Source organism: Halomonas sp. SS10-MC5 (genome assembly GCF_015992245.1).
GTDB lineage: Bacteria > Pseudomonadota > Gammaproteobacteria > Pseudomonadales > Halomonadaceae > Halomonas > Halomonas sulfidoxydans.
On the sequence record NZ_CP065435.1, the window covers coordinates 4,046,667 to 4,071,190 of the forward strand.

The 24,524-nt window shown below is 65.4% G+C and carries 18 protein-coding genes and 1 pseudogene; 7 read left to right on the top strand and 12 right to left on the bottom strand.

The features are described from left to right. Positions 1 to 35 precede the first annotated feature (35 nt). The 4 genes from I4484_RS18910 (at position 36) to I4484_RS18925 (ending at position 4,625) form a co-directional block, all read left to right on the top strand. Positions 36 to 1,058 carry a TRAP transporter substrate-binding protein gene (locus tag I4484_RS18910; RefSeq protein WP_197448716.1) on the top strand — a complete coding sequence of 341 codons (1,023 nt, stop codon included), beginning with the start codon at positions 36 to 38 and terminating at the stop codon, positions 1,056 to 1,058. 213 nt (positions 1,059 to 1,271) lie between these two features. Further along, positions 1,272 to 2,042, top strand: a complete 771-nt coding sequence (locus tag I4484_RS18915; protein WP_197448717.1) for a crotonase/enoyl-CoA hydratase family protein — start codon at positions 1,272 to 1,274, stop codon at positions 2,040 to 2,042. A 10-nt stretch (positions 2,043 to 2,052) separates the two neighbouring features. Continuing rightward, positions 2,053 to 2,838 carry a 3-hydroxyacyl-CoA dehydrogenase gene (locus tag I4484_RS18920; RefSeq protein WP_197448718.1) on the top strand — a complete coding sequence of 262 codons (786 nt, stop codon included), beginning with the start codon at positions 2,053 to 2,055 and terminating at the stop codon, positions 2,836 to 2,838. Positions 2,839 to 2,840: 2 nt separating this feature from the next. Next, positions 2,841 to 4,625, top strand: a complete 1,785-nt coding sequence (locus I4484_RS18925) for an acyl-CoA dehydrogenase (protein WP_197448719.1) — start codon at positions 2,841 to 2,843, stop codon at positions 4,623 to 4,625. A gap of 146 nt (positions 4,626 to 4,771) precedes the next feature. Here I4484_RS18925 and I4484_RS18930 read toward each other — a convergent pair whose 3' ends face one another. From I4484_RS18930 to I4484_RS18960, 7 genes and pseudogenes are all read right to left on the bottom strand, one after another. Then, on the bottom strand, positions 4,772 to 5,836 hold the full coding sequence (locus I4484_RS18930; RefSeq protein ID WP_197448720.1) for a hypothetical protein: 1,065 nt from the start codon (positions 5,834 to 5,836) through the stop codon (positions 4,772 to 4,774). Between the two features lie 126 nt (positions 5,837 to 5,962). Continuing rightward, a complete protein-coding gene (locus I4484_RS18935; protein ID WP_167117837.1) occupies positions 5,963 to 7,153 on the bottom strand; it encodes a thiolase family protein in 1,191 nt (396 codons plus the stop codon). Positions 7,154 to 7,164: 11 nt separating this feature from the next. Further along, entirely contained in the window at positions 7,165 to 8,730 is a 1,566-nt protein-coding gene (locus I4484_RS18940; protein WP_197448721.1) for an acyl CoA:acetate/3-ketoacid CoA transferase, read from the bottom strand. A gap of 123 nt (positions 8,731 to 8,853) precedes the next feature. Next, on the bottom strand, positions 8,854 to 10,152 hold the full coding sequence (locus tag I4484_RS18945) for a TRAP transporter large permease (protein ID WP_197448722.1): 1,299 nt from the start codon (positions 10,150 to 10,152) through the stop codon (positions 8,854 to 8,856). Between the two features lie 5 nt (positions 10,153 to 10,157). Further along, a complete protein-coding gene (locus tag I4484_RS18950) occupies positions 10,158 to 10,676 on the bottom strand; it encodes a TRAP transporter small permease (RefSeq protein ID WP_197448723.1) in 519 nt (172 codons plus the stop codon). A gap of 60 nt (positions 10,677 to 10,736) precedes the next feature. After that, the gene (gene dctP / locus I4484_RS18955; RefSeq protein WP_197448724.1) at positions 10,737 to 11,870 is read right to left on the bottom strand and encodes a TRAP transporter substrate-binding protein DctP; all 1,134 of its coding nucleotides are present in this window, start codon (positions 11,868 to 11,870) and stop codon (positions 10,737 to 10,739) included. Positions 11,871 to 12,104: 234 nt separating this feature from the next. After that, positions 12,105 to 13,943, bottom strand: a pseudogene (locus tag I4484_RS18960) (feruloyl-CoA synthase); the annotation flags it as partial. Positions 13,944 to 14,277: 334 nt separating this feature from the next. Between I4484_RS18960 and I4484_RS18965 the strand changes: the two are divergent. Continuing rightward, positions 14,278 to 14,736 carry a MarR family winged helix-turn-helix transcriptional regulator gene (locus tag I4484_RS18965; RefSeq protein WP_111414999.1) on the top strand — a complete coding sequence of 153 codons (459 nt, stop codon included), beginning with the start codon at positions 14,278 to 14,280 and terminating at the stop codon, positions 14,734 to 14,736. Positions 14,737 to 14,956: 220 nt separating this feature from the next. On the opposite strand, the gene I4484_RS18970 is transcribed toward I4484_RS18965, so the two are convergent. The 3 genes from I4484_RS18970 to mdlC all read right to left on the bottom strand — a co-directional run bounded on the left by I4484_RS18970 (position 14,957) and on the right by mdlC (position 19,241). Then, positions 14,957 to 16,408 carry an aldehyde dehydrogenase gene (locus I4484_RS18970; protein ID WP_197448726.1) on the bottom strand — a complete coding sequence of 484 codons (1,452 nt, stop codon included), beginning with the start codon at positions 16,406 to 16,408 and terminating at the stop codon, positions 14,957 to 14,959. A 181-nt stretch (positions 16,409 to 16,589) separates the two neighbouring features. Next, positions 16,590 to 17,618, bottom strand: a complete 1,029-nt coding sequence (locus I4484_RS18975; protein ID WP_197448727.1) for a TRAP transporter substrate-binding protein — start codon at positions 17,616 to 17,618, stop codon at positions 16,590 to 16,592. 42 nt (positions 17,619 to 17,660) lie between these two features. Continuing rightward, a complete protein-coding gene (gene mdlC / locus I4484_RS18980; RefSeq protein WP_197448728.1) occupies positions 17,661 to 19,241 on the bottom strand; it encodes a benzoylformate decarboxylase in 1,581 nt (526 codons plus the stop codon). Positions 19,242 to 19,346: 105 nt separating this feature from the next. Here mdlC and I4484_RS18985 point away from each other — a divergent pair, with 105 nt between their 5' ends. Further along, positions 19,347 to 20,246, top strand: a complete 900-nt coding sequence (locus I4484_RS18985) for a LysR family transcriptional regulator (protein WP_197448729.1) — start codon at positions 19,347 to 19,349, stop codon at positions 20,244 to 20,246. Positions 20,247 to 20,750: 504 nt separating this feature from the next. Here the strand turns inward: I4484_RS18985 and I4484_RS18990 are convergent. After that, a complete protein-coding gene (locus I4484_RS18990) occupies positions 20,751 to 22,763 on the bottom strand; it encodes a pyridoxamine 5'-phosphate oxidase family protein (RefSeq protein ID WP_197448730.1) in 2,013 nt (670 codons plus the stop codon). 16 nt (positions 22,764 to 22,779) lie between these two features. Then, a complete protein-coding gene (locus I4484_RS18995; RefSeq protein WP_197448731.1) occupies positions 22,780 to 23,427 on the bottom strand; it encodes a glutathione S-transferase family protein in 648 nt (215 codons plus the stop codon). A 153-nt stretch (positions 23,428 to 23,580) separates the two neighbouring features. Between I4484_RS18995 and I4484_RS19000 the strand changes: the two genes are divergently transcribed. Beyond that, on the top strand, positions 23,581 to 24,501 hold the full coding sequence (locus I4484_RS19000) for a LysR family transcriptional regulator (RefSeq protein WP_197448732.1): 921 nt from the start codon (positions 23,581 to 23,583) through the stop codon (positions 24,499 to 24,501). The last annotated feature ends 23 nt before the right edge of the window (positions 24,502 to 24,524 follow it).

Here is a 24,524-nt window from a genome sequence, read left to right on the forward strand (position 1 = left end):
GCGTTTCAACAACATAACGACAAGAGGAAGACCCCATGACACCCAGCAAGACCGTGAACCGTATCGCCCTTTCCAGCGCACTGGCCGCCGCACTCGTCGCCACGCCCTCCCTGGCCGAGGCGACCACCCTGCGCATCGCCCATGTCTGGCCCGGCGGATCGTTGATCGACCGCGAGCTGTTCCAGGCCTGGGCGGAGAGCGTCGAGGCAGCCTCCGAAGGACGCCTCGAGGTGGAGGTCTACCCCAGCCAGACCCTGGCCAAATCCGACAAGACCTACGAGAGCGCCGTCACCGGCGTCGCCGACATCGGGGCCTCGGCGCAGGGCTACAACGCCGGGCGCTTTCCGCTGACCCAGGTGGCCGAACTTCCCGGCGTCTCGGCCAGCAGCCGCCAGGGCTCCTGCATCCTGCAATCGCTCTACGACCAGGGGCACTTCGACGAGGAGTACTCCGACACCCGGCCGCTGTTCCTGTTCACCACCGGCCCCGGCTACCTGCATACCAAGGAGCGCCTGATCGAGACACCTCAGGACCTGGAGGGGCTGCGCCTGCGCCGTCCCACGCCGGTGGTCGGCGACATGTTCAACCGCCTCGGCGCCCAGGCCGTGGGCATGCCGGCCCCGGATGTCTTCACCGCCATGCAGCGTGGCGTGGTGGATGGCCTGAGCTTCAACTGGGAGGGCATGAAGACCTTCCGCCTCAACGAGCTGGCCAACTACCACACCGAGGTGCCGCTCTACGACCTGTCGCTGTTCGCCACCATGAGTCAGCGTACCTACGACAGCCTGCCCACGGACCTGCAGCAGGTGATCGACGACCATAGCGGCCTGGAGTGGTCGCTGCGCGCGGCGGCGGTCTACGACGAGCTGATTCGCCAGGGGCGCCAGGACGCCGAGCAGGCCGGCCACGAGTTCCTGGTCATCGACGACGCGCTTGAGCATCCCGAGTGGGGCCCGGTACTGCAGCAAACCATCGACGGCTACCTGGAGGAAGTCGGCGGCGAGGCCGGCAATATCTACGAGGCGGCAATGGCTCTGCGGGCCGAGTGTGCTGCCTGACTGTCACGTCGAACGTCTTATCCCTCCCATTACGGCGGCCCTCGGGCCGCCGTTTTTCGTTTCGTCCCACGCCGAAGCTCACACTAGACCAAAGACGTATCAACCAGAGAATGATCCGCTGGGGGTAGTGCTGTAGCCTCTATACTGTTTATACTCACAACAGTATCTAAGGACAACAAGCGCTCAGCCTGCCGAATGACTGCCGAGGCCCTCATGACCGAAACACTCGTCAAGACGACTCTGGACGACACCATCTACACCATCACGCTGGCGCGGCCCGAAAAGCGTAACGCGATCAGCGACCGCCTGCTCGGCGCTCTGGAAGAGGCACTAAGTGCCATCCCCAAGGAGACCCGGGTCATCATCCTTGCCGCCGAGGGCAAGCACTTCTGTTCCGGCCTCGACCTGGCGGAGCACCAGCATCGCGAGCCCTTCGGCGTGGTGCAGCACTCCCGCAGCTGGCATCGCATCTTCGATCGGTTGCAGCACGGCGGCCTCCCGGTGGTCACCGCCATGCAGGGCGCGGTGATCGGGGGCGGCCTGGAGCTGGCCAGCGCCACCCATGTGAGGGTCGCCGAGAGCAGTACCGTTTACCAACTGCCCGAGGGGCGCCACGGCATCTTCGTCGGCGGCGGCGCTTCGGTGCGGGTCGCCGGCATCATCGGCGCCAGCCGCCTGTGCGAGATGATGCTGACCGGCCGCGTCATGGCAGCCGAGGAGGGCCAGCGCCTCGGGCTTTCCCACTACGTGGTCGGTGACGGCGAGAGCCTCGACAAGGCCCGTCAGCTGGCCTCCCGCATCGCCGAGAACGCGCCCATGGCCAACTGGGCCATGGTGTCCGCCATCTCGCGCATCGACAACATGGCCAGCGACGACGGCCTGTTCGTCGAGTCGCTGACCGCCGCCCTGACCCAGACCAGCCCCGAGGTCGCCGAGCGCATCGGCAGCTTCTTCAAGCGGAAGGGCCAGGGACCACGCACCTGAGGAGAGCATCATGAAATTTCAGGACAATACCTTCATCGTCACCGGCGGCGCCTCGGGGCTTGGCGAGGCCACCGCGCGCGCCCTCCACGATGCCGGCGGCAACGTGGTGATCGCTGATCTCAATGCCGAACGCGGCGAGGCGTTGGCGAAAGAGCTGAACGCCAGGAGCGCCACCGACCGCTCGCTGTTCCAGCGCACCGACGTCACCAGCGAGGCCGATGCCCAGACCGTGGTGGCGTTGGCCGTTGACACCTTCGGCGGCCTGCAGGGGCTGGTCAACTGCGCCGGGGTCGGCGACCCCGCCAAGGTGGTCGACCGCCACGGCGAGCCCCTGCCGCTCGAAGCCTTCTCCCGCATCGTCAACATCAACCTGCTGGGCAGCTTCAACATGCTGCGCCTGGCCGCCGCCGCCATGGCCAAGGGCGAGCCCCAGGCCGACGGCGAGCGCGGGGTGATCATCAACACCGCCTCGGTGGCGGCCTTCGACGGCCAGATCGGCCAGCCCGCCTATGCGGCCTCCAAGGGCGGCATCGTCGCCATGACCCTGCCCATCGCCCGGGAGCTGGCACGCCACGGTATTCGCGTCATGACCATCGCCCCGGGGCTGTTCAAGACCCCGCTGATGGAGGCGCTGCCGGAAGAGGCGCAGCAGTCCCTGGCCGCGTCCATTCCCTTCCCCAACCGGCTGGGCGAGCCTGGCGAATTCGCGCGCCTGGCCTGCCATATCGTCGACAACCCCATGCTCAACGGGGAGACAATTCGGGTGGATGGGGCAATTCGTATGGCCCCACGTTAACCATGCTCGATTACCAAGCGCCGCTGCGCGATATGCAGTTCATCCTCGAGGAGCTGGCCGGTCTCGAGCGGATCGGCGAGCTGCCCGGCTGCGAGGACGCCTCGCCGGATCTGGTCAGCGCCGTGCTGGAGGAGGCCGGCAAGTTCGCCGCCGGCGTGCTCGCGCCGCTCAACCCGGTCGGCGACCGCCAGGGCTGTCGCCTGGAGGATGGGCAGGTGGTCACCCCCGAGGGCTGGCAGGCGGCCTATGACCGGTTCCGCGAGGCCGGCTGGATCGGCTTATCCCTTCCCCCTGAGCATGGTGGCCAGGGACTGCCCAAGCTGGTCTCCACCCCGGTGTGGGAGATGTGGTTCTCCGCCAACATGGCCTTCGCCATGCTGCCCCAGCTCAACGTGGGCCAGACCGAGGCGCTGATGATCGCCGCCAGCGAGGAACAGAAGGCCACCTGGCTCGCAAAGATCGTCAGCGGCGAGTGGGCCGCCACCATGAACCTCACCGAGCCCCAGGCCGGCTCCGACCTGGCGGCGACGCGCATGCGCGCCGAGCCCGAGGGCGACGGCGCCTACCGCCTGTTCGGCCAGAAGATCTTCATCTCCTACGGCGAGCACGAGCTCACCCCCAACATCGTGCACCTGGTGCTGGCCCGGCTGCCCGATGCCCCGCCCGGCATCAAGGGACTGTCGCTGTTCCTGGTGCCCAAATATTTGCTGGATGATCAAGGCGAGCCGGGGCAGCGCAACGACATCCGCTGCATCGCCATCGAGCACAAGATGGGCATCCACGGCAGCCCCACCTGCACCCTCAGCTACGGCGACGACGGCGGCGCCCTGGGCTATCTGGTGGGCGAGCCGCACCAGGGCCTGGCCACCATGTTCGTGATGATGAACGAGGCCCGCTTCAACGTGGGCATCCAGGGCGTGGCCATCGGGGAGCGCGCCTATCAGGCCGCCCTCGCCTACGCCCGGGAACGCGTTCAAGGGCGCGATATCGTCACCGGCGAAGTCGGCCTACCGATCCTCGCCCACCCCGACGTCAAGCGCATGCTGGTCTCGATGCGCGCCCGGCTGATGGCCATGCGCGGCCTGCTTTACACTGCTGCGGGCTGGTTCGTCCTCGCCCGCCACCACCCCGATGCCGAGGTCGCCGACAAGCATCGCCGCTACGTCGACCTTCTGATGCCGGTGGCCAAGGGCTGGTGCACCGAGGTGGGCAACGACCTGTGCGACGAGGCGATCCAGGTGTTCGGCGGCATGGGCTTCGTCGAGGAGACCGGGGTCGCCCAGCTGTTCCGCGATGCCCGCGTCATCACCATCTACGAGGGCACCACCGGCATCCAGGCCAACGACCTGCTAGGGCGCAAGATCCTGCGTGAGGACGCCGTCACCCTGCGCGAGCTGATTGCCGATTTCCGTGCGACTGCTGGCCAGCTCGACGGTCATCCCACGCTCGGCGGCCTGGCGCAGCCGCTCCACGACCAGGCCACTCTGCTCGATGAAACCGCCGACTGGCTGCTGGCCCACCGCAGCGACACCGCCGAGCTCTACGCCGGCGCCGTGCCGCTGCTGCACCTGCTCGGCATCGCCTGCGGCGCCTGGCAGATGGCCCGCCTGGCGCTCGCCGCCGAGGCCCGGTACGAGAAAGGAGAGGGTGATGCCGAGTATCTGCAGGGCCTGATCGAACTGTCGCCCTTCTATATGGCCACCCAAGCCCCCCAGGCCCATGCCCACGGCAAGACCCTGCGCCAGGCCGGAGCAATGCTGAGCCGCTTCCCAGCAGCAGCACTCTAGGCCCGCGATTGCGCTTGAGGCTGCTCCAAGACTCGCAGGGGAACTCCCGCCTTTCTCACAACGAAAAGAGGCGAATCATCGAAGGAAGGATGATTCGCCTCAAAGAAACGATCGAAACCGAGCGAAGGAGCCGGCGACAAGCTCCCCTAGAACTTGTACATCGCCATCAACTCCACCTGCTGCCCACCCGGACGCAGCGGCATCGTCGTCGCATTGCGGTCGCGCCATTCGATGCCAAAGTCCAGGTTGGGCAAGTACGTATAGATCAGATTGACGTTGATCATTTCGAGCGTGTCGTCAGCAACGGTCGGCGCCACCTCGTCCGCTTCCACCTGGGCATAGCGGATATTGCCGCGGAACTGCTCATTGAAGCGATGGCTCACCCCCGCCGAATAGCCGGTCGTGCTCACCAGGTCGCCATCGGCATTGACCTCTCCACTCGCAGCCATGCTGATAGGGCTCGTCGCGCCGTTGTAGCCCCAGCCGGAGTAGACGTTGTTGCCTTTCCCCGTGTAGCCGCTCAGGGCAAGCGAGGTAGCACCGAAGTTGAGCTTAGCGGCCAGGGAGAACGCGGCGCCGAATTCCGAATCGTCGATGCCGGTCTCGACCTCCCGCCCGGTGACGGCGGCATTGAAGGCGTGTCCCGCCTCGGTACGATGCGTGTAGGAGGCGACCATGTCCGGGAAGTCGGCATCCTGGTAGACCGGGTCCTGCAGGCTGAAGCGGAATCCACCCGGGGTATAGTGCAGGACCAGATCCGGCCTTACGACCGCGCCGCTGCCGGAGACAGTACCGACACCGGTACCGTAGAAGTCGAGGATCTCCACATCGAATGGCGCGTTGGCAAAGAACTGGCCGGTCCAGGTCTGACCGAGGGTGAAGTCGTCGACCTGGATGTAGGCATGGCGCAGTCGCATGGCGTAACTGGTGTCCGATGTATCCGTCGCATTGTCCCAGAAATCGCCCTCGATGAAGCCCGTCACGCTATGGCCCTGAACGTCCTTGTCGACTTTGAAGTTGATGCGCGACTGGCGAGCGCTCGCATCGAAGTTCCTGTCTCCCCCATCGGGATCGGTAAAGATTCCCTCCGCCTTGACATAGCCTCCGATGCTGAGATTCGCACCGCCGAATTCACCCAGCTCGAGGGCATAGGCCTGTGCGGAAATGGCTGAAAGCGCGACCGCCATGGCCAGTCTTTTTTTATTCATCATCTTGTTCAGTCTCCGTGTTGTTCTAGTTCGATAAATGCTGCTTTCTACTTCATGTCCCTTGCGCTCTTGCTTGCACACCCGCCGATCCCTCGGCGGGCGCTCCCGGTTGGAATGACCGGAAAGAACTCAGCCCACCTTGACGATCAGGGCCGCCGCCGAATCGCCGGCCGCACAGCCGGTGACCAGGGCGTAGCCGCCGCCCTTCAGCGCGGTTTCCTCGATGGCCTCGATCAGCAGGCGTGCCAGCGTCGGCGCCTGGGGGTGCCCGTAGACCAGCGAGGTGCCGTAGTTGTTGAAGGTGTTGGCGTCGAGCCCCAGCGCCTTGGCCAGGTGCAGGTCGTTGGCGATGAACGGCGAGTGGTTCTTGATCGTCTTGATCTGGTCGAGGGTCAGGCCGGACCGCTCGAGCGCACGCTTGACCGAGGTGGCCGGCGCCATGGGCATGTGGGCCGGCTTGGTCCGGGCATGGCCGTAGGCCACCACCTGGACGGCCAGTCGGGGATCGGTGCTGAGCTCGGCGGCGCGCTCGCGGGTGGTGACGACGATGCCGGCGTTGGCATCGGCCGGGTGGGTCTGGGCCCCATAGGTATGAATGCCGTCGGGTTGCACCGCTCGCAGCCTGGCCAGGCCCTCGGCACTGGTCGCGGTCACGCCCTCGTCGGCCTCGACGAGCTTGGTCTCCTTGCGCGAGACCGCGACCTCAACGGGGAACATGTAGCGCTTCTGGAAGGCGCGGTCGTCGGCCAGCGCCTCGGCGTACTGCTCGTAGCGGCGCAGGGTCAGTTCGTCGGCCTGCTCGCGGCTGAAGCCATGCTCGCGCGCCACGTTCTCGGCGGTGGTCAGCATGTCCTTGCCGGTGGCCGGGTCGGCGGCGATGTTGTCCATGTTCCAGTTCTCGGCGATCACCTCGCCGCCCGGCCCGTTGGGGTTGGGCCAGATGGTATGCGGGCCGTTGGAGGGGCGGTCGGCGAGCAGGCAGTAGGTGGTGTCGAAGCTGCCGGCGTCCACCGCCAGGGCGGCATTGAACACCGCCGTGGTGGCGGTGGCGCAGGCCTGGGTGATGTTCTGGCCCGGCGCCTGGCCGGCGCCCATCATGGCCGCGGCCCAGGGCGCGCCGTAGAAGATCGATTTCTGCCCCACCGACACCCCCAGGTAGAGGTAGTCGATGAGCGTGGGGTCGATGTCGCGGCTGGCGAACCAGCGCTTGCTGGTGGCCGCGCCCAGCTCGATGGCATTGACGTTGGCCAGGCTGCCCATCCACTTGCAGAAAGGCGTGGTGTAGTAGCCGCCGTAGGGAATGTAGGCGTTCTTGAACATGTCTTTTCTCCTCAATGCTCAGTCGCGTGCAGATGCTCGCGCAGGCCACCCCACCGGGGCTGGAAGAGCGCCGCCGGCATCTCGCGCAGCTCGCTGGCGATGCGCGGCACGAAGTCCATGGCCGCCAGGATGTCGCGCTCGACGTCGAGGCCCGGGGCGATCTCGGTGAGGGTGATTTCGCCGTCGATCAGTTCGAAGACGCAGCGCTCGGTGACGAACAGCACCGGCTTGCCGGTCTCCTGGGCATAGCGGCCGCTGAAGGTGATCTGGTCGACGCGCTGAACGAACTTGCGGCGGTGACCCTCCTGGCGAATGGCGAGGCGGCCGTCCTCGATCGCCAGCTCGCCGCCGTTGGTGAAGGTGCCGCAGAACACCACCTTGCGGGCGTTCTGGCTGATGTTGATGAAGCCGCCCGGCCCCACCACCTTGTCGCCGAACTTGCTGACGTTGAGGTTGCCCTCGTGGTCGGTCTGGGCCAGGCCGAGGAAGCAGACGTCCAGCCCGCCGCCGTCGTAGAAGTCGAACTGGTAGCCGTGGTCGATGATCGCCTCGGCGTTGTAGGAGGTGGCGAAGTCGCCGCCACTGGCGGGCACACCACCGTAGGTGCCAAGCTCGGTGGTCAGGGTCATCAGGTCGCTGACACCCTCCTCGGCGGCCACGCTGGAGACCCCTTCGGGCATGCCGATGCCGAGGTTGACGATGCCCCCCGGCACCAGCTCCATGGCGGCACGCCGGGCGATCACCTTGCGCGGATCCAGCGGCAGCAGCTTGATGCCGCCCAGCGGCATCCTGAGGTCGCCGGACAGCGCCGGGTTGTAGGTGGTGGTGATGGTCTGCATGTGATGCTCGGGCTCGGCCACCACCACGTAGTCGACCAGGTCGCCCGGCACCTTGACCTGCTTGGGGTGCAGGCTGCCCTGGGTGGCCAGGTACTCCACCTGGGCGATGACAATGCCGCCGCTGTTCTTGGCCGCCTGGGCCATGGAGAGCTGCTCGAGGAGCAGCGCCTCGCGCTCCATGCTCAGGTTGCCGCGCTCGTCGGCGGTGGTGGCGCGAATCACCGCCACGTCTACCGGAAAGGTGCGATAGAGCAGCCACTCCTCACCTTCGAGTTCGACCCGCTTGACCAGCTCCTCTTCGGCGGCGGCGTTGGCCTTGCCCCCCTCGAGGCGCGGGTCGACGAAGGTGCCCAGCCCCACCTTGCTGATCACGCCGGGCTTCTTGCCGGCGATGTGACGCCACAGATGCGCCAACACGCCCTGAGGCAGCAGGTAGCCCTCGACGCGGTTCTCGCGGATCAGCTCGCCCATGCGCGGGGCCTGGCCGGTGTGGCCGCTGATCAGCCGCTTGACCAGGCCGGCATGGCCCAGGTGATTCATGCCGCGGGTCTTGCCGTCGCCGCAGCCGCAGCTGTGCGCCACGGTGAGGTCGCGGGGCGCGCCGGTCTCCAGGAAGCGCCGCTCCAGCGCGATGGCTACGGCCTCGGCGAAGCCGCTCAGGCCGGCGGTCGTCCAGATGACGGTGTCGCCATCCCGAATCAGGCCCGCCGCGGTGCTGCTGTCGATGATCTTGTTCACTCTCTCGGCCCTCCTTGGGGAGGCATTTAACATTGAAGATTAAATATATTGTTATATAAACAAACAAATTGATTCGAATTTAGCCCGCCAGTGGCGAGCGTCAGACGCTCGCCCTCTTGCGTATCAACCGCCGGTCAATACCAGTACGATCTGGGGATAGAAGACCACCAGCGCGACGACCACGATGTCGGCCACCAGAAAGGTCGACACGCCACGGAAGATATCCATCAGCGAGGCGTACTGTCCCGCCACGCCCTTGATCACGAAGATGTTCATGCCCACCGGCGGGGTGATCATGCCGATCTCGAGCAGCTTCACCAGCAGCACGCCGAACCAGATCAGGCTCACGTCGTAGAGTTCGAATACCGGCAGCAGTACGGGCAGGGTCACCAGCATGGCGCCGAAGGGCTCCATGAACAGCCCCAGGAAGAGGTAGATCAGCACCACCACCAGCATCAGTTCGAGATAGGAGAGCTCCCAGCCGGTCACCGCTCCGGTGATAAAGCCGGCGAGGCCGCTCAGACTCAGGAAGAGAGTGAACATGCTGGCCCCGACGCCGATGATCAGCAGCGCCGAGGTAGTGGAAAGGGTCTCGAGCAGCGCGGCCTTCATCGCCCGGCCGTTCAGGCGCCCCAGCACCAGGCCGATGAGGATCGCCCCGGCGGCCCCCACCGCCCCCGCCTCGGTGGCGGTGAAGAAGCCCGAGAAGAGGCCGCCGAACACCAGCACGCCCAGCACCAGCACCGGCCAGATGTCGAGCAGTGCCTGTCGGGCAGTGATATCGCGGGCCCCCACGGCCTCCCGCGGTACGATGTCGGGTCGCCACCAACTGACCAAGAGAATCACCAGGCTGTAGCTCAGCGCCGTCAGCAGACCGATGGTGATGCCTCCCAGGAACACCTGCGTGATCGAGACCTGGGCGAACACGCCATAGACGATCATCAGGATGCTGGGCGGGATCAGCGCGCCGATGGTACCGCCGGCGGCGATGGTGCCGCAGGCGAAGCTAGGCTTGTAGCCACCGTTGACCATCTCGGGAATGGCGATGCGCCCCATGGCCGCCGAGCAGGCCACGCTCGAGCCGCTCACCGCGGCGAAACCGGAGCTGGCCACGATGCTAGAGATCGCCACCCCACCGGGCAACCAGCGAAACACTACCTTGGCGGCACTGAACAGCCCGTTGGTAAGGCCGGTGTGGTAGCAGACGAAGCCCATCAGCAAAAACATCGGCACCGCGCTGAGCGTCCACTTGGCGATGAACTCGTAGGGCGTCGAGGAGAGCATGCCGATGGCGGTGCTCCAGCCGAACATCACCGTCATGCCGCCCAGCGCAACCACGACCAGCGAGAGCGCCACTGGCACCCGCAGCGCCAGTAGCAGCATCAGGATGGCGAGGCCGTAGAAGCCGACGTCAACGGACATGGAAATCACCTTTCATCTGGCGTACCGGAAGGAGGGGCTGTCTCTCTGAGCAGGAACGGCAGGCGCACCACACAGACCACCGCCGCCAAGGCAAAGGCGACGGGCAGGGCGAAATAGGTCGGCCAGACCGGCATGGGGAAGTTCAGCGACATCACATAGGCGCCGATGTCGTACTGCTCCATGGCCTTGCCCCAGGTGGCCACGGCCAGCACGGCATAGACCGCGGTCGAGAGCAGCGACACCAGCACATCGGACAGGCGCACCAGCCAGGGCTTCATCAGTCCCTCCAGGGCCTCCACGGCAATCATCTCCCGGCGCCACTCCACCCACCCCAGCGGCAACAATGCCAGGGTGATCAGGTAGTAGCGGGTCACCAGCTCCACGGTGGCGGGGATCGACACGGACAGCGTGGCGCGCAGCAGCACATCGAGGGTGATGTGGATCACCATCAGCAGGATGCCGAGCGTCCCCAGCAGGGCCAGACCGACGGCGGCCCGATTGGTGAAGCGGTAGAGCGCATCCATGACGAGTCTCCGTGAGAGGCGTTACCGAATGCCGGCATGCCGGCATTCGGAGACGTGGTATCAGGTCCCGTAGGTGGAGAAATCCACCCCGTCCCAGATCTCGCGGTTCATGGCCTCGGCCACCGCCTCGGGGTCCGCGCCGACCTCCTCGACGATAGCAGTCCACTTCTCCACCAATGATTGGAAGCGCTCGATCTTGGCCGCCGCATCCTCTACACCGTGGCGGCTCTCCGCCTGTTCAGCGGCATAGGCCAGGTCTTCCTCGAGGAACGCCTCGATGGCCTCCAACAGTTCGGGCTCGGGCTCCAGCATCTCGATACCGTTTTCGAGTGCGACCTCGCGAGCCTCGTCGGCCATCTCGTAGCCCCAGCGCTGGGTGATGGCGGCGGATGCCTCGACCGAAGCATGCACCAGGGCCTCACGCTGCTCGGCAGAGAGAGAGTCCCAGGCCTGCTGACCGACCGCATGGGAAATGGTGCTATGGAACGTGCCCAGCTCGACATCAGTGACATAATTCAGCACATCATCCAGCCGGAAGGAGATGATGTCGGCAATGGAAGCGATGGTGCCTTCGATCACCCCTTGGGAGAGCGATTCGTAAGTCTCCCCTACGGGGATAGAGGCCGGTGACACGCCCACCGATTCGGCCCAGCGGGAATACTGGGGCCCGCCCACTCGCATGCGCAGCCCCTGGAGATCATCGAGGGAGCGTACCGGCTCGGTGCTCAGTATGCGGTAGAGATCCGAGGCATGGGAGCTGGTGTAGACGATGCCCAACTGTTTGAGCTCTTGCTGACATTCGTCGCAAGTGACGATGTACTCGGTCACCGCCGCGCCCATGGCATGGGGATTGGTGCCCAGGAAAGCCAGGTCGCCGACCAGGTTGATCTCTGGCAGGTCGGCCGGGAAATAGGCCGGCAGGAAGAGCCCCACCTCTACCAAGCCACTCTTGATGGCATTACGCATGTTGCCGATGTTGGCCACCTCGGTTCCCAGCAGGTTGCCCGTCAAGTCGCCATCGGTCTTCTCGGCCAGACGCTCGGCGAATTCGGTGAACATCGGATCGTAGGCAGGATGCGCCGGCGGCACCCCGGGGGCCATGCGCAGATCACGGGCCTGGGCCTGGACGGTCAGCGCCAGGCTACCGGCGGTAGCGACGACGGCAAGAGACTTGAGCAGCGTGCGACGTGTCATGGGGATACCTCAGCGGCTTATATTTGTTTGTGTACAAAACAATGGTCTTCATCATCTATCTGACGGGCGATTATAGTCCAGTCAGCAACCTCTCTCGATACCCGACTTTGGTATAGGCATCGTTACTCGCCGGCTAGCGCGTTTCACCAGACACAGGGGGTCCATCCCAGACCTTGGCATTGGGAACATTTGCGGCTAGGGCGCGCCGCGCGGGGTAACTGAATGAATCGGCTTTCAATCCAACCGCAGCACACTCGGCGGCGGTGGCTCGCGATAAAGCGCCTCGACGATGGCGGCCCGGTTCTCCAGCACGGCCCGCTGGTTGATCGAGCCCTTGTCGGTGATCTCGTGGGCATCCAGGCGCGGCGGCTCGTCGAGCAGCACCAGGCGCCGCACCCGGGTGGAGCTGCCGGTGCTGTGGGCGTCCAGGTCCCGCAGCATCTGCAGGAAGCGCTCGTGCACCGGCTCGCTGGCCAGCACCGTGGCGGCATCGATTTCGCTGCCCAGCCCCGCCAGCTCACGGCACTTCTCCAGGTCCGGGAACACCATGACCGCCACATAGGGCCGGTCGAGCCCGGCGATCACCACGTCCTTCACATAGGGAGCACCGGCTTCGATGATGCGCGCCCGCAGCGGCCCGACGCTGACCCAGGTGCCGGTATCCAGCTTGAAGTCCTCGGAGATGCGCCCGTCGAAGCGCATGCCGCGCTGGGGGTCGTCCGGGTCGATGAACTTGACCGCATCGCCCAGGCAGTAGAAGCCCTCTTCATCGAAGCTCCTGGCGGTGACCTCGGGCTGGCGCCAGTAGCCCGGCATCACGCTGGGCCCTTTCACCCGGCACTCCAGCTTGCCGCCGTTGGGCACCAGCTTGATCGTCACCCCGCGCGCCGGCAGGCCCACCACGCCGGAGCGGGACTCCTCCAGCGAGGCGAACATCGCCGAGGGCGCGGTCTCGGTGGCGCCCAGGCCGGTCAGCATGCCTACCTTGCAGCCCAGAGTCTGGATGGCCAGACGGTCGAGTTCGTCCCAGATGTGCTGGGAGAGCCCCGCCGCGGCGAAGAACATCAGGTTGAGCCGGGAGAAGAAGGTCTCGCGCAGGGCATCCTCGCGCTTCAGGTAGTCCACCAGGATCTCGAAACCCTTGGGCACGTTGAAGTAGACGGTGGGGGCGATTTCGCGCAGGTTGGCGATGGTCTTCTCGAACTCGCCCGGCACCGGGCGGCCGTCGTCGATATAGAGGCTGCCGCCGTTGTAGAGCACGATGCCGACGTTGTGGTTGCCGCCGAAGGTGTGGTTCCACGGCAGCCAGTCGACCAGAACCGGTGGCTCGTCGCGCATGAAGGGCATCAGCGAGGCCAGCATCTCCTGGTTGGCGCAGAGCATGCGGTGGGTATTGATGACACCCTTGGGCATGCCGGTGGAGCCGGAGGTGAACAGGAACTTGACGATGGTGTCGGGGACGACGGCCGCACGGGCCTCCTCCACCGCCGCCGTCACGGGGGTATCCAGCAGTTCGTCGAAGGTGCCCATGGGGAAGCCTTCGGCCTCTACCGCCACACAGCCGCAGTCGGCCGGCTGCACCGCCGCCAGGGCGGGGGCGAAATCCTCTGCCTTGTCGACCATCAGCAGGCCCGGCGTCAGCAGCTCGACGATATGGCGCAGCTTGCCGTAGTCCCGGCTGACCAGCGAGTAGGCCGGCGAGACGGGGGCGAAGGGAATGCCCACATACATTGCCGCCAGCGACAGCAGCAGGTGCTCGATGGAATTACCGCTGAGGATGGCCAAGGGCCGCTCGACGCTCAGGCCGTGGTTCAGCAGCCCTTGCGCCAGGCGGCGTACCCGCGCCAGGGTCTCGGCATAGCTCAGACGCTGCCACTCGCCGGCACCGTCGCGCCGCGCCACGAAGGTACGCTCCGGCGTCTCGTCGGCCCAGCGCTCCAGGCACTCGAGCAGCGTATCGGGGTAGTCGCCGAGGGGTTCCTCGACAGTGAGAAGTCGGGTTCCATCATCGCGCAGGATCAGCTTGGCAGTGGCAGTGCCCAGACGGACATCGCGAAAGGAGGAAGACATGGGCGCTCCTGCTGTTTGTGATCGTTGTCAGGATCGAAAGGGGCATCTCGCTACCCTCGGCATGGGAGCCTTGGTAACATGGACTCCAGTATTTTTTTAAACTGTTGGCATGTCAAACATTTTGCCACAATAACATTATTCTCGGGGAACCGAAGTAAGGCGAAATAAGCATTCAGCATCAAAAAGATACGACCATAACGCCGTGTCGCCGTGACGATTCTCACGGCCGAGACACGACTAAAGTTGGAGATCGTGACAGGCCTCGCCGTCCGGTATCCGATAGGCTGTTTGCTGCTTGCCGCCTCGTGGCTCACCCAACCTCAGGGCCGACCAACCTATGAGCAACGACGACCAGAACGGTATCGATTACTCCATGCTGCAGTCCCGCCTCGGCTACAAGCTACGCCGGGCGCAGCTCGTCTACTTCGACGTGTTCTTCGAGGCTTGCGCCCAGGAGGGCATCACACCCGGGCTGTTCAGCATCCTCGCCATCATCTATCACAACCCGGGGCTGACCCAGTCGGCGGTCTCCACCGCCCTGGACGTGGACCGTTCCGCCATGGTGGCGGCCATCGACAAGCTGGAGAGCATGGAGGTGGTGGAACGGCGCAAGTCGAAGAACGATCGGCGCTCCTATGCCCTCTACCTCACCGACAAGGGCAAGGAATTCACCGAGCGGCTCAACCGCAAGGTCGCCGCGGGCGAAGACAACTTCGACAGCTTCATGAAAGAAGGCGAGCGCGAGTGGCTGCTCGACCTTCTCGACCGTATCATCGCGGCCCGCAAGGGAGGCTGATGCCCACTGCAAGCGCCCGGAGAGACACAAGGCTCTGTCTGAAAACTCGGCGAGCTAAGGCCAGGGCTAGGCCCGTTCCCTACGGGCCAACGCACTTCCCACATCCATGTGGGTCGCAAGGCAAAAATCGGCGAAAAGACGGAGTTTACGTGCTGTAAATGAGTACTTTGAGCCGATTTTTAACGCCGTATGGCCGAGCGCAGCCATTTTTCGGGCGAGCCTAGATGGGATAGTGCCGCGGCCCCAGCTGCACCGTGATCCAGCGCAGCTCGGTGAACTCCTCGATACCCGCCTTGCCGCCGAAGCGCCCGTAGCCGCTGGCCTTGACGCCGCCGAAAGGCATCTGCGGCTCGTCGTGCACCGTCGGCGCATTGATATGACAGATGCCCGACTGGATGCGCCCGGCGACCTTGATCGCCCGCGCCGTGTCGCGACTGAACACCGCCGCCGAGAGGCCGTACTCGCTGTCGTTGGCGATACGGATGGCCTCCTCCTCGCCCTCGACCCGGATCACCGCCACCACCGGCCCGAAGGACTCCTCGCCGTAGAGGCGCATGGCCGGTGTCACGCCATCCACCACCGTGGCCGGCATGATCACCCCATCGGCCCGGCCACCCGCGGCCAGGCGCGCGCTGTGGCTCTCGGCATCGTCGAGCAGCGCGTTGAGCTTCTCGCCCGACTCGGCATTGATCAGGGTGCCCAGGGCGTTGCCCTCGCCGCGCGGGTCGCCCGCCTTGAGCGCCGCGGCACGCGCGGCCAGCTTGTCGACGAAGGCGTCGGCCACCGAGGCATCGACGATCAACCGCTCGGTGGACATGCAGATCTGCCCCTGGTTGAAGAAGGCACCAAAGATCGCTGCGTCCACGGCAGCATCCAGGTCGGCATCGTCCAGCACCAGCAGCGGCGCCTTGCCGCCCAGCTCCAGCAGCACCGGCTTGAGATGGTGCGCCGCCTTCTCGGCAATGATCCGGCCCACCGCGGTGGAGCCGGTGAAGTTGATGCGCGCCACCTCGGGATGCGCGATCAGCGCCTCGACCACCTGCGGAGCGTCGGCCGGCGCATTGGTGATCACGTTGACCACGCCCTCGCCGAGCCCGGCCTCGACCAGCACCTCGCCGATCAAGTGGTGGGTCGCCGGGCACTGCTCCGAGGCCTTGAGGATCACCGTATTGCCACACGCCAGCGGCGTGGCCACGGCCCGGGTGCCGAGGATGATCGGCGCGTTCCACGGCGCGATGCCGACCACCACGCCGCAGGGCACGCGCACGCCCATGGCCAGGTTGTCGGGCACGTTGGAGGGAATCACGTCGCCCTGGATCTGGGTGGTCAGCGACGCCGCCTCACGCAGCATGCCGGCGGCCACCATCACGTTGAAGCCGGCCCAGCCCGGCGTGGCGCCGGTCTCGTCCACCATTCGCTCGATGAACTCCGTCTGGCGCGCTTCCATCAACTCCGCCGCCTTGAGCAGCTTCATTCGCCGCTCGCCGGGGCCCGTTTGCGACCAGGTCGCGAAGGCGCGGCCCGCGGCATCCGCTGCCGCCTTGGCATCCTCCACCGAAGCGGCCGCCGCCGTGGTGGTGGCCTGGCCCGTAAAGGGGTTGGCGCGTTCGAAGGTGCGCCCTTGGGACGCAGCCTTGGCCCGGCCGTCGATCAGCAGTTCGAGGGTCGTCATGGGTCTCTCCTTGGCGTTGTTGTTGGCGTCGGCTGTTCTCATTTTCGCCGAAGCCAACCGCCGCATAAGGCAAAATCAGCGGGATTACTTGGACTTTTCCGGGATCCTGCCAGAACTTTAGTCGTGTACGGCACCAGCAATGCCACCCAGGGATGGCGACCTGGCCTGGGCCGGTTGCGGCTCAGCGGGGCTCCACGGGACACTCGTCGCGCAGTTCGAGCGCACGCTGGTAGATCTTGCGCGCATTGTCGAGGCCTCGCTCCTCGAGCCGCTCAAGGTAGTTCTCGGTGCCCTCCTCGAGCGGACCTGACCATTCAGGGTCATTGAGTGGGTCTTCGACGACGTGGATGGTATCGCCCTGGGCCACGGCTTCCTCGCGCCCGGCCTCGTCGAGCGCGTCGAAGACCCGCCCCGCCTGCTGAGCCCAAGCCATGCCGCTGTTCTCGTCGATCACCGCCTGCATCTCGGGAGAGAGTCGTTCATAGCTCGCCTGGCTCATCGTCGCCACGATGGCACCGGCGTAGTACGGCACCTGCAGGTGATAGTTCGTCAGCTCGTTGATGCGAAACACCTTCATCGCCTCCCAGGGAAAGCTCAGGCCATCCATCACACCGCGCTGCAGGGAAGTGAAGATGTCCGGCGCCGGCATGCCCAGCGGCTGAGCGCCCATGCTGGCGAGCATCTCGCCGGCCACCTCGCTGGGTCGACGGATGCGTAGCCCCTCGAGGTCGGCCGGCGTGCGGATCTCGGTGTCTCGGGTATGCAGGTAAGCCGGCCCGGTGGTGAACAGGAACAGCACGCGGGTGTCGTCGTATTCACCGGCGATGTCGCCCTCCTCGTAGAGCGTCTGCAGGATGCACGCGCCCTGGGAGGCGCTGTTGACGATACCGGGCAGCTGCACGATCTCGGTGAGCGGGAACCGCCCGGCGCTATAGCCTTGCAGCGTAACGGCGATATCGGCGATGCCGTTGACCGTCGAATCATAGGCCTGATCGGCCTTGCTCAAGGTCTGCGAGGGATAGATCTCGACCTTGAGCTCGCCGCCGGAATCCTGCTCCACCCGTTCCGCCCAGGCCCGGTAGATCTCCTGGTTGACCGCCGAACCCTCCGGCCACAGATGCGCCATGCGCAGGGTGGTTTCCGCGCCGACCGAGGCGCACAGCCCCAGCGCGGAAGTGGCGAGCAGCAGGCGTGAGATGGCGTGTTTCATATCGGTGTCCTCTTTGTCGTTGTATTGGTTAGGTGATGGGGCTTAGGTGGGCAGGGTCGGCACCTCGATCAGCAGCGGTCGGTCCATGGCGAAGCCTTCTTGCAGCGCTGCGACCAAGGCCTGCCGCGAGTCGGCCAGGCGCGCCTCGACCCCGTAGCCGCGGGCCAGCGCGCAGAAGTCGATGCCCGGCACGTCGAGCCCGGGGGCGTCGTCCACGGCCATGTGCCGGGCGAAGCCGCGCAGGGCGCCGTAGGTATCGTTCCTGAGGATGATCAGCACCGCCGGAATGCGGTACTGCGCGGCGCTCCACAGCGCGGTAATGGCGTAGCTGGCCGAACCGTCACCAATCACGCCGATCACCTGGCGCTGCGGCTGGGCGAGCTGCACACCGAGCGCCGCCGGCAGGCCGAAACCGAGCCCGCCCGCGGCGGGAAAGAAGTAGCTGCCGGGCTGGCGAATCTCGACGCGCTCCCAGAAGTTCTCCACCGTCGAGGTCGACTCCTTGACGTAGATGGCGTCCTCCGGCGCCAGCGCATCGAGGGTATCGAACACATTGGCCGGCGCCAGGCGCCCCTCGCCATCTTCTGCCGCCGCCGGCTTTGGGAGCGGTTCGGGCATGGCCCGCTCGCTCGGCACGATATGCGGCAGCAGCGCCTCGAGGGTGGCATGAACGTCGCCCACCAGGGCATCGCCCATGGGCGCCCGGGCCGCCTCGTTGGCATCCCCGGTCACGTGCACCAGCCGCGCCCCTTCGGGCAGGTAACGCCCCGGTGCGTACTTGTGATAGCGAAACACCGGGGCACCGATGACCACGATCAGGTCGTGCCCTTCCAGTTGCGCTGCGATGCCCGCTATGGCCGCCGGCAGCACGCCGCGGAAGCAGGGGTGGCGATTGGGGAAGGGGCAGCGCGAGGCGGAAGGCGCCACCCACACCGGCAGGCGCAGGCGCTCGGCCAGCTCCACGGCCAGCCCGTTGGCCTGGCGCGCATCGACCTCAGGCCCCAGCACCAGCACCGGGCTCTCGGCGGCATTGAGCCGCTGGGCCAGCCGCTCGAGCTGCGCGGTAGACGGCACGCCGGCATGGTCGATCTCGCGCTCGACCACCAGCGCGGCGTCGTCACCCGCTTCGTGGTCCCAGTCGTCATGCGGGATCGAGACGTAGACCGGCCCCCGCGGCGGCAGCGAGGCGCTGTGGATCGCCTGGCTCAGCGCACGCGGCACGTCCTCGGGGCAGGCGGGCTCGTAGCTCCACTTGACCAGCGGCTTGGGCAGCTGCGGCGCCTCCACGTTGGCCAGCATCGACTCCACGCCGATCATCGAGCGCGCCTGCTGCCCGGCGGTGATCACCAGCGGTGAGTGCGAATACCAGGCGTTGGTCAGCGCGCCCATGGCGTTGCCGGTGCCCGCCGCGGCATGCAGGTTGATGAATGCTGGCCGGCCGCTGGCCAGCGCGTAGCCGTCAGCCATGCCGGCCACCACCCCTTCATGCAGCCCCAGCACGTAGCGAAAATCCTCGGGAAAGCCCTTGAGAAAGGGCAACTCGTTGGAGCCGGGATTGCCGAAAATGGTGGTAATGCCCTGGCGACGCAGGAGCGAATAGGTGACGGCGTGGACGCTCGGCATGCTTGATTCCTTGCTCTTGTGCAGTACGTGTCTTCACGCTAGTCGCCGCTGCTACAATCAAGCAAATCGATATTCTTTCTATCTAAAATAAAGAGTGTCTATGCGATGAATCACATCGACCTCAACCTCATGCGCACCTTCGTGCTGCTGTACGAAACAGGCAGCGTCACCCAGACGGCCGAGCGGCTATACGTCACCCAGCCCTCGGTCAGCTATGCGCTGGCCCGGCTGCGCGACCTCTTCGAGGACCGCCTGTTCATGCGCACCCGCCAGGGCATGGAGCCCACCATTGCCGCCCGCCAGCTCTACCCCTCGCTGCGCGACGCCCTACAGCAGCTCCAGGACACCATCGAGAGCAGCCGCGACTTCGACCCGGCGACCTGTATCCGCCGCTTCCGATTGGCGCTGACCGACCTGGGTGAAATGGCGCTGCTGCCGAAGCTGATGCGCCACCTGCACGAGCAGGCGCCCCAGGCCGAGCTGGAAGTGGTACCGCTGGAGATCGAACACGCCGAGGAGTGGCTCGCCGCCGGCAGGGTCAACGCGCTGATCTGCAGCCGGCCGCTGACGAGCACGGCCATTTCACGCCATGTGCTGTTGCAGGACCGCTACGTATGCCTGCTCAACCAGGAACGCTTCGGGAAAGGCCCCCTGACTCGCGAACGCTTCATCGCCGCGCGCCACGTCGCCGTCACCTCTTCGTCCGGGCATGGCATGGTCGAAGAAGTGATGCGCCAGGAGGGTATACAGCGCAAGGTGAGCCTGGAGATCCCACACTTCTCGGTACTGCCACGAGTGCTCCACGACAGCGACCTGATCGCCATCATGCCGCTGCAGGTCGCCGCCAGCTTCACCGAAGGTTCGCCGCTGGTCATTCATGAACTGCCCTTTCACGTGCCCGAGTTCGAGGTCGCGCTGCACTGGCAGGCCCAGGCCAGCCGCTCCCCGTCACAGCGCTGGTTCTGCGAGAGCATCATTGCGGCGATCGGGGATAGCGAGAGGTGAGGGCAAGAGTTACTCGTTTATTGCTTCCTCTCGCTCCTGTTCATATTCACTATACGTCTTGCTGGCATCCTCCATGCATTCGTCATATTGAGAGTGCGGAAGCTTAGAACATTCATAACGGTTGCTCGCCTGAATGCCCTCATAAGCCCCTCGGCTTGTACAGCCAGCCAGAATGCAAAGCATGATAAATAGAAGTCCTTTCTTCATCGCTTTATCCGATTTCCATTTTCGCGTAACGCCGCCCGCAGGCGTCGAGGCCCGAGCGGCAGCTGTGGGTGAAGGTGCCCAGGCTTCTCGGATCCGCGTAATGGGAAGCCACCCGCTGCTGTAGCAAGAACACACTGGATGGATAGCAGGAGGTCATAGGTCTGTCGAGACATCCCCTAGACCTGACGATACCGCCGCCGCCTGACAGAGCCCTCCTAACCCTGGACGAAGGACGAGAGGCCATCACGGTATACCCGCCCATGGTCGTGTTATCGCGCCACCTCCGCGCGCGTTATCTCAAAGCCCGATTTCGACCTGCTCGTCCATCGGGACCGTGCAGCAGGTCAGCACATGGCCCTCGGCCGGACTGATCAGCGGCTTGCGTGGATAGTGAACATTTCCCGAGAGCAGCCGTGTGGCGCAGGTACCGCACTTGCCCGAGCGGCAGTTGTGGGAAGGCTTTAGGCCGGCCGCCTCGGCGGTTTCCAGCAGCGTGCCGCTCTGTGCGGTCCATTCGGTCTGGACCTTCGAATGGGCGAAGGAAACCGTTGCGCGCTTTGGCAGTTGCACGGTCGCCGCTAGTTCATCGGGCGCTTCAAGTTCGCCCGTGCCAAAGAACTCATAATGGATATGCGAGCGATCGATGCCCATGTCGCGCAAGCCGGTATACAGCGCTCGCATGAAGCTCTCGGGGCCGCATAAGTAGAACTGGTAGCCGCCGAAAGGGAGCAGCCCAGCGAGAACCTCCATGCTCAGCCTCGCCTCGATGTCGTGCGTGTGGCCCAGCCTGTCTTCCGTGCCCGGCGCCGAATAGGCGGTGAAGAGATGCAGCCAGTCGTACTGGCGGGCGAGCGCCTCGAGCTCGCCGCGAAATGCCCGGCTGGCGCTGTTCCGGGCGGCATGGATGAAATACACCTCGCGCCGAGGTGCCCCGTCGCGCCGCGCACTCACGAGCCCGTCGAGCATTGCCACCATGGGCGTGATGCCGACGCCGCCAGAGAGCATGACGATGGGCTGGGCACTGTCATCCAGCAAGAAATCGCCCGTCGGCGAGGCGGCTTCGATCGTATCCCCACGCCCTAGCCGGTCGTGCAGCAGACGAGAGGCCCGGCCATGCGCTTCCCGCTTGATGGAGAGGCGGTAGTCGCGCCCGTTTGGCCCTTGCGAGATCGTGTAGCTGCGCAGAATCGGTCCGTCATCGTCATGAAGCCGGATCGGCAGGAACTGCCCTGCCACATGCGGCGCGATCGGGCCACCGTCTGCGGGGGTCAGATAGAAGGAGGTGATGGCGTCGCTTTCCCTATGCTTCGATACGATCCGGAAGCGGCGATAGCCGTCGCGCCTGAGCGCGGCCAAGTGCACCTCATCCCAGGTGCCGGTGGCCTCGAGTGCGGGCCAGGGTTCGGCAAGCGTTGCGGTCAACGGCAAGGTGGCGGTGGCATACCAGATCGCTTCCGGCCGCACATCGACGATGCGCTCGGCCCCGGTGAAAGCGCCGGCGCGTTCAGCGCTCCAGTCGATGCTGGCACGGCCGGTCAGCACGACCGCCTCGCCGGTTTCGAAGTCCGGCACAAACAGGCCTATGCGGCCATCGCTCTCGATGTTGCCGAGCGTGTTGAACATGCGATTGCCGGAAAAATCGGGAAAGGAGAGCGAGCCGTCGTCGTTGATGCCGAGAAACCCCGGCCGCCCGCCGCGGTGCGAGGCATCGACCCCGGCGCTGCCCCCCTCGAGCGGACCGGCGGCCCGGGAGGCGATGAAGAAGGTGTCGGCTGATTCGATGATGCGACGGACCGCCGGGTCGGCCAGGCTGCTGCTTCGCCCGGCGGCGGCCGAAGGCTCGGCCCTGGCAACGGTCTGGGAGCGGGTCTGGATGTACTGCGGGCAGTTCCCGAAGCTCTGGTCGACCGCGAGAGTGATCCCGCCACCCGAAGTGTGTCGCACCCGGCCATTCATCCGATTGCGGCGCCGGTTGGTGAGGTCGACCCCGACGAGCCCAACGCTCGACCCGGGCGTCAGCATCAGCCCGAGTTCGTCGACGAGTACCGGCGCGCGTTGCAATACCAGCGTCTCCGGGGAGGGAGAGGCCGAGTAGCCAGGCGGCCCGAAGACGGGAACGCACCAGGGGCGACCCGCCGGATCGAGCAGGCCGAGAAACAGCATCGGCAGGTTCTCGAAGAAATCGCGGTGCTGCTGCGGCATCGCAGGGCGCACGAAGCCTGCCGCACTCTCGAGCCAATCGCTGGCGACTTCGGCACGCCGCTGTACCGCTCGCTCGCCGGCGTGAAAGGTGTGATCGCGCTGCGCCATGCGATGCCCCTCTCGATCAGGCGGTTTCAGGAAGCGGCGTACGGACCATGCCGACGAAGCCTTCCTGCGCTTCGACTCTTGTCAACCAAGACCGAATCGCGGGATAGGCATCGAGACTCACGCCGCCTTCGGGCGCATGGGCGATATAGCTGTAGCCGGCGACATCGGCGATGGTGATGGCCGGTCCGGCCAGGAAATCGCGGCGTTCCAGTATCGGTTCCAATTGGGCAAGCAAGCGATGCGCCGCCGCCTTGGCGCCGTCGTGATCCAGCGAGGCGCCGAAGACCGTCACCAGCCGTGCCGCGCAAGGGCCACGCGCGATCTCGCCGGCGGCCACCGACAGCCAACGCTGCACTTCCGCGGCGCCCGCGGGGCTTTCAGGCAGCCAATCGTGGCCGGTGGGATAGGACTTCACCAGATAGACCAGAATGGCGTTGGAATCCGACAGCATCACGCCGTTGTCATCGATGACAGGGACCTGCCCGAAGGGGCTGATAGCGAGAAACGCGGGCGCCTTGTGCGCGCCGTTCTTGAGATCGATATCGACGGTCTCATAGGGCAGGCCGAGCAGTGCCATCATGAGTTCGACACGATGGCTATGACCCGATTTCGGGTGACGGTACAGCTTGATCGGGGCGGCATGAGAGGGAAAGTTCGAGTTCATGCTTGGGCTCCTGTGAACGAGGCATGGGACTTTCGAGCTCGAGTTGGTGAGCTGTTCACGAGGATATGGCTTTCCAAAAACACGCAGTAGATGGCAAAGTTGAAACTCTAACTTCCATTTTTTGGAAAAAAGGTAACCCTGGACGAGTGGCCCATGCCCGACAGACTCCAGACGATGGCCATGCTGGTCAAAGTGGTCGACGAAGGCAGCATCACGTCGGGCGCTCGAGCCCTGAGGATGCCCATCGCCACCGTTAGCCGCAGGATTTCCGAGCTGGAGGCCGACTTGAACGCCGAGCTGGTTCAGCGCTCTCCTCGTGGGCTGACGTTGACCGAGGCGGGAACGGCCTACGTGGCGGCGTGCCGAAGGATCCTGGAAGAGGTGGCCGAAGCGGAGCGTGGCGCCTCCGGTGAGTTTACCGCGCCTCGGGGTACGCTGACCCTGACGGCGCCGATCGTCTTCGGGCGTCTGTATGTCCTGCCGGTGGTCACGGCTTTCCTCCAGTGCCATCCGGAGGTGAACATTCAGCTGCAACTCACCGACCGTCCGATGAGCATCGGTGAGGAGCACATCGATGTGGCTGTGCGTATCGGCCCGCTACCGGATAGCGGCCTTATCGCTCGGAAAGTCGGCGAAGTACGCCAAGTCGTCTGTGCGAGCCCCGCCTATCTCGACAAGCACGGCAGGCCCTCTACGCCAAGCGATCTCGAGAGGACCTCCTGTATTACCTTCGATCAGCTGCTGGCCATCCAGGCCTGGCGTTTCGAAGCGGAGGGGGAGTCGCTGAGGATTCCGGTTCAGGCACGCCTGACCGTGAACACGGCCGAAGCGGCATTGGATGCTGCCGAGGCGGGTCTCGGCTTTACCCGGGTTCTCTCCTATCAGTCGGCACCGAGGATCCAGGCCGGACGCCTGGAAACGGTACTGCAGGCGTGGGAACCAACGCCCTGGCCGATCCACCTGGTTTACGAGCGTCGGCCGCTGCTCCCGCAGAAGCTGCGCGCCTTCATCGATTTCGCGGTGCCATGTATCGCGCAGAGCGTGAAGGCCGGGTTTGCTGGGGCTGACCGCTGATCATCCACGAACGGCCACCGCCG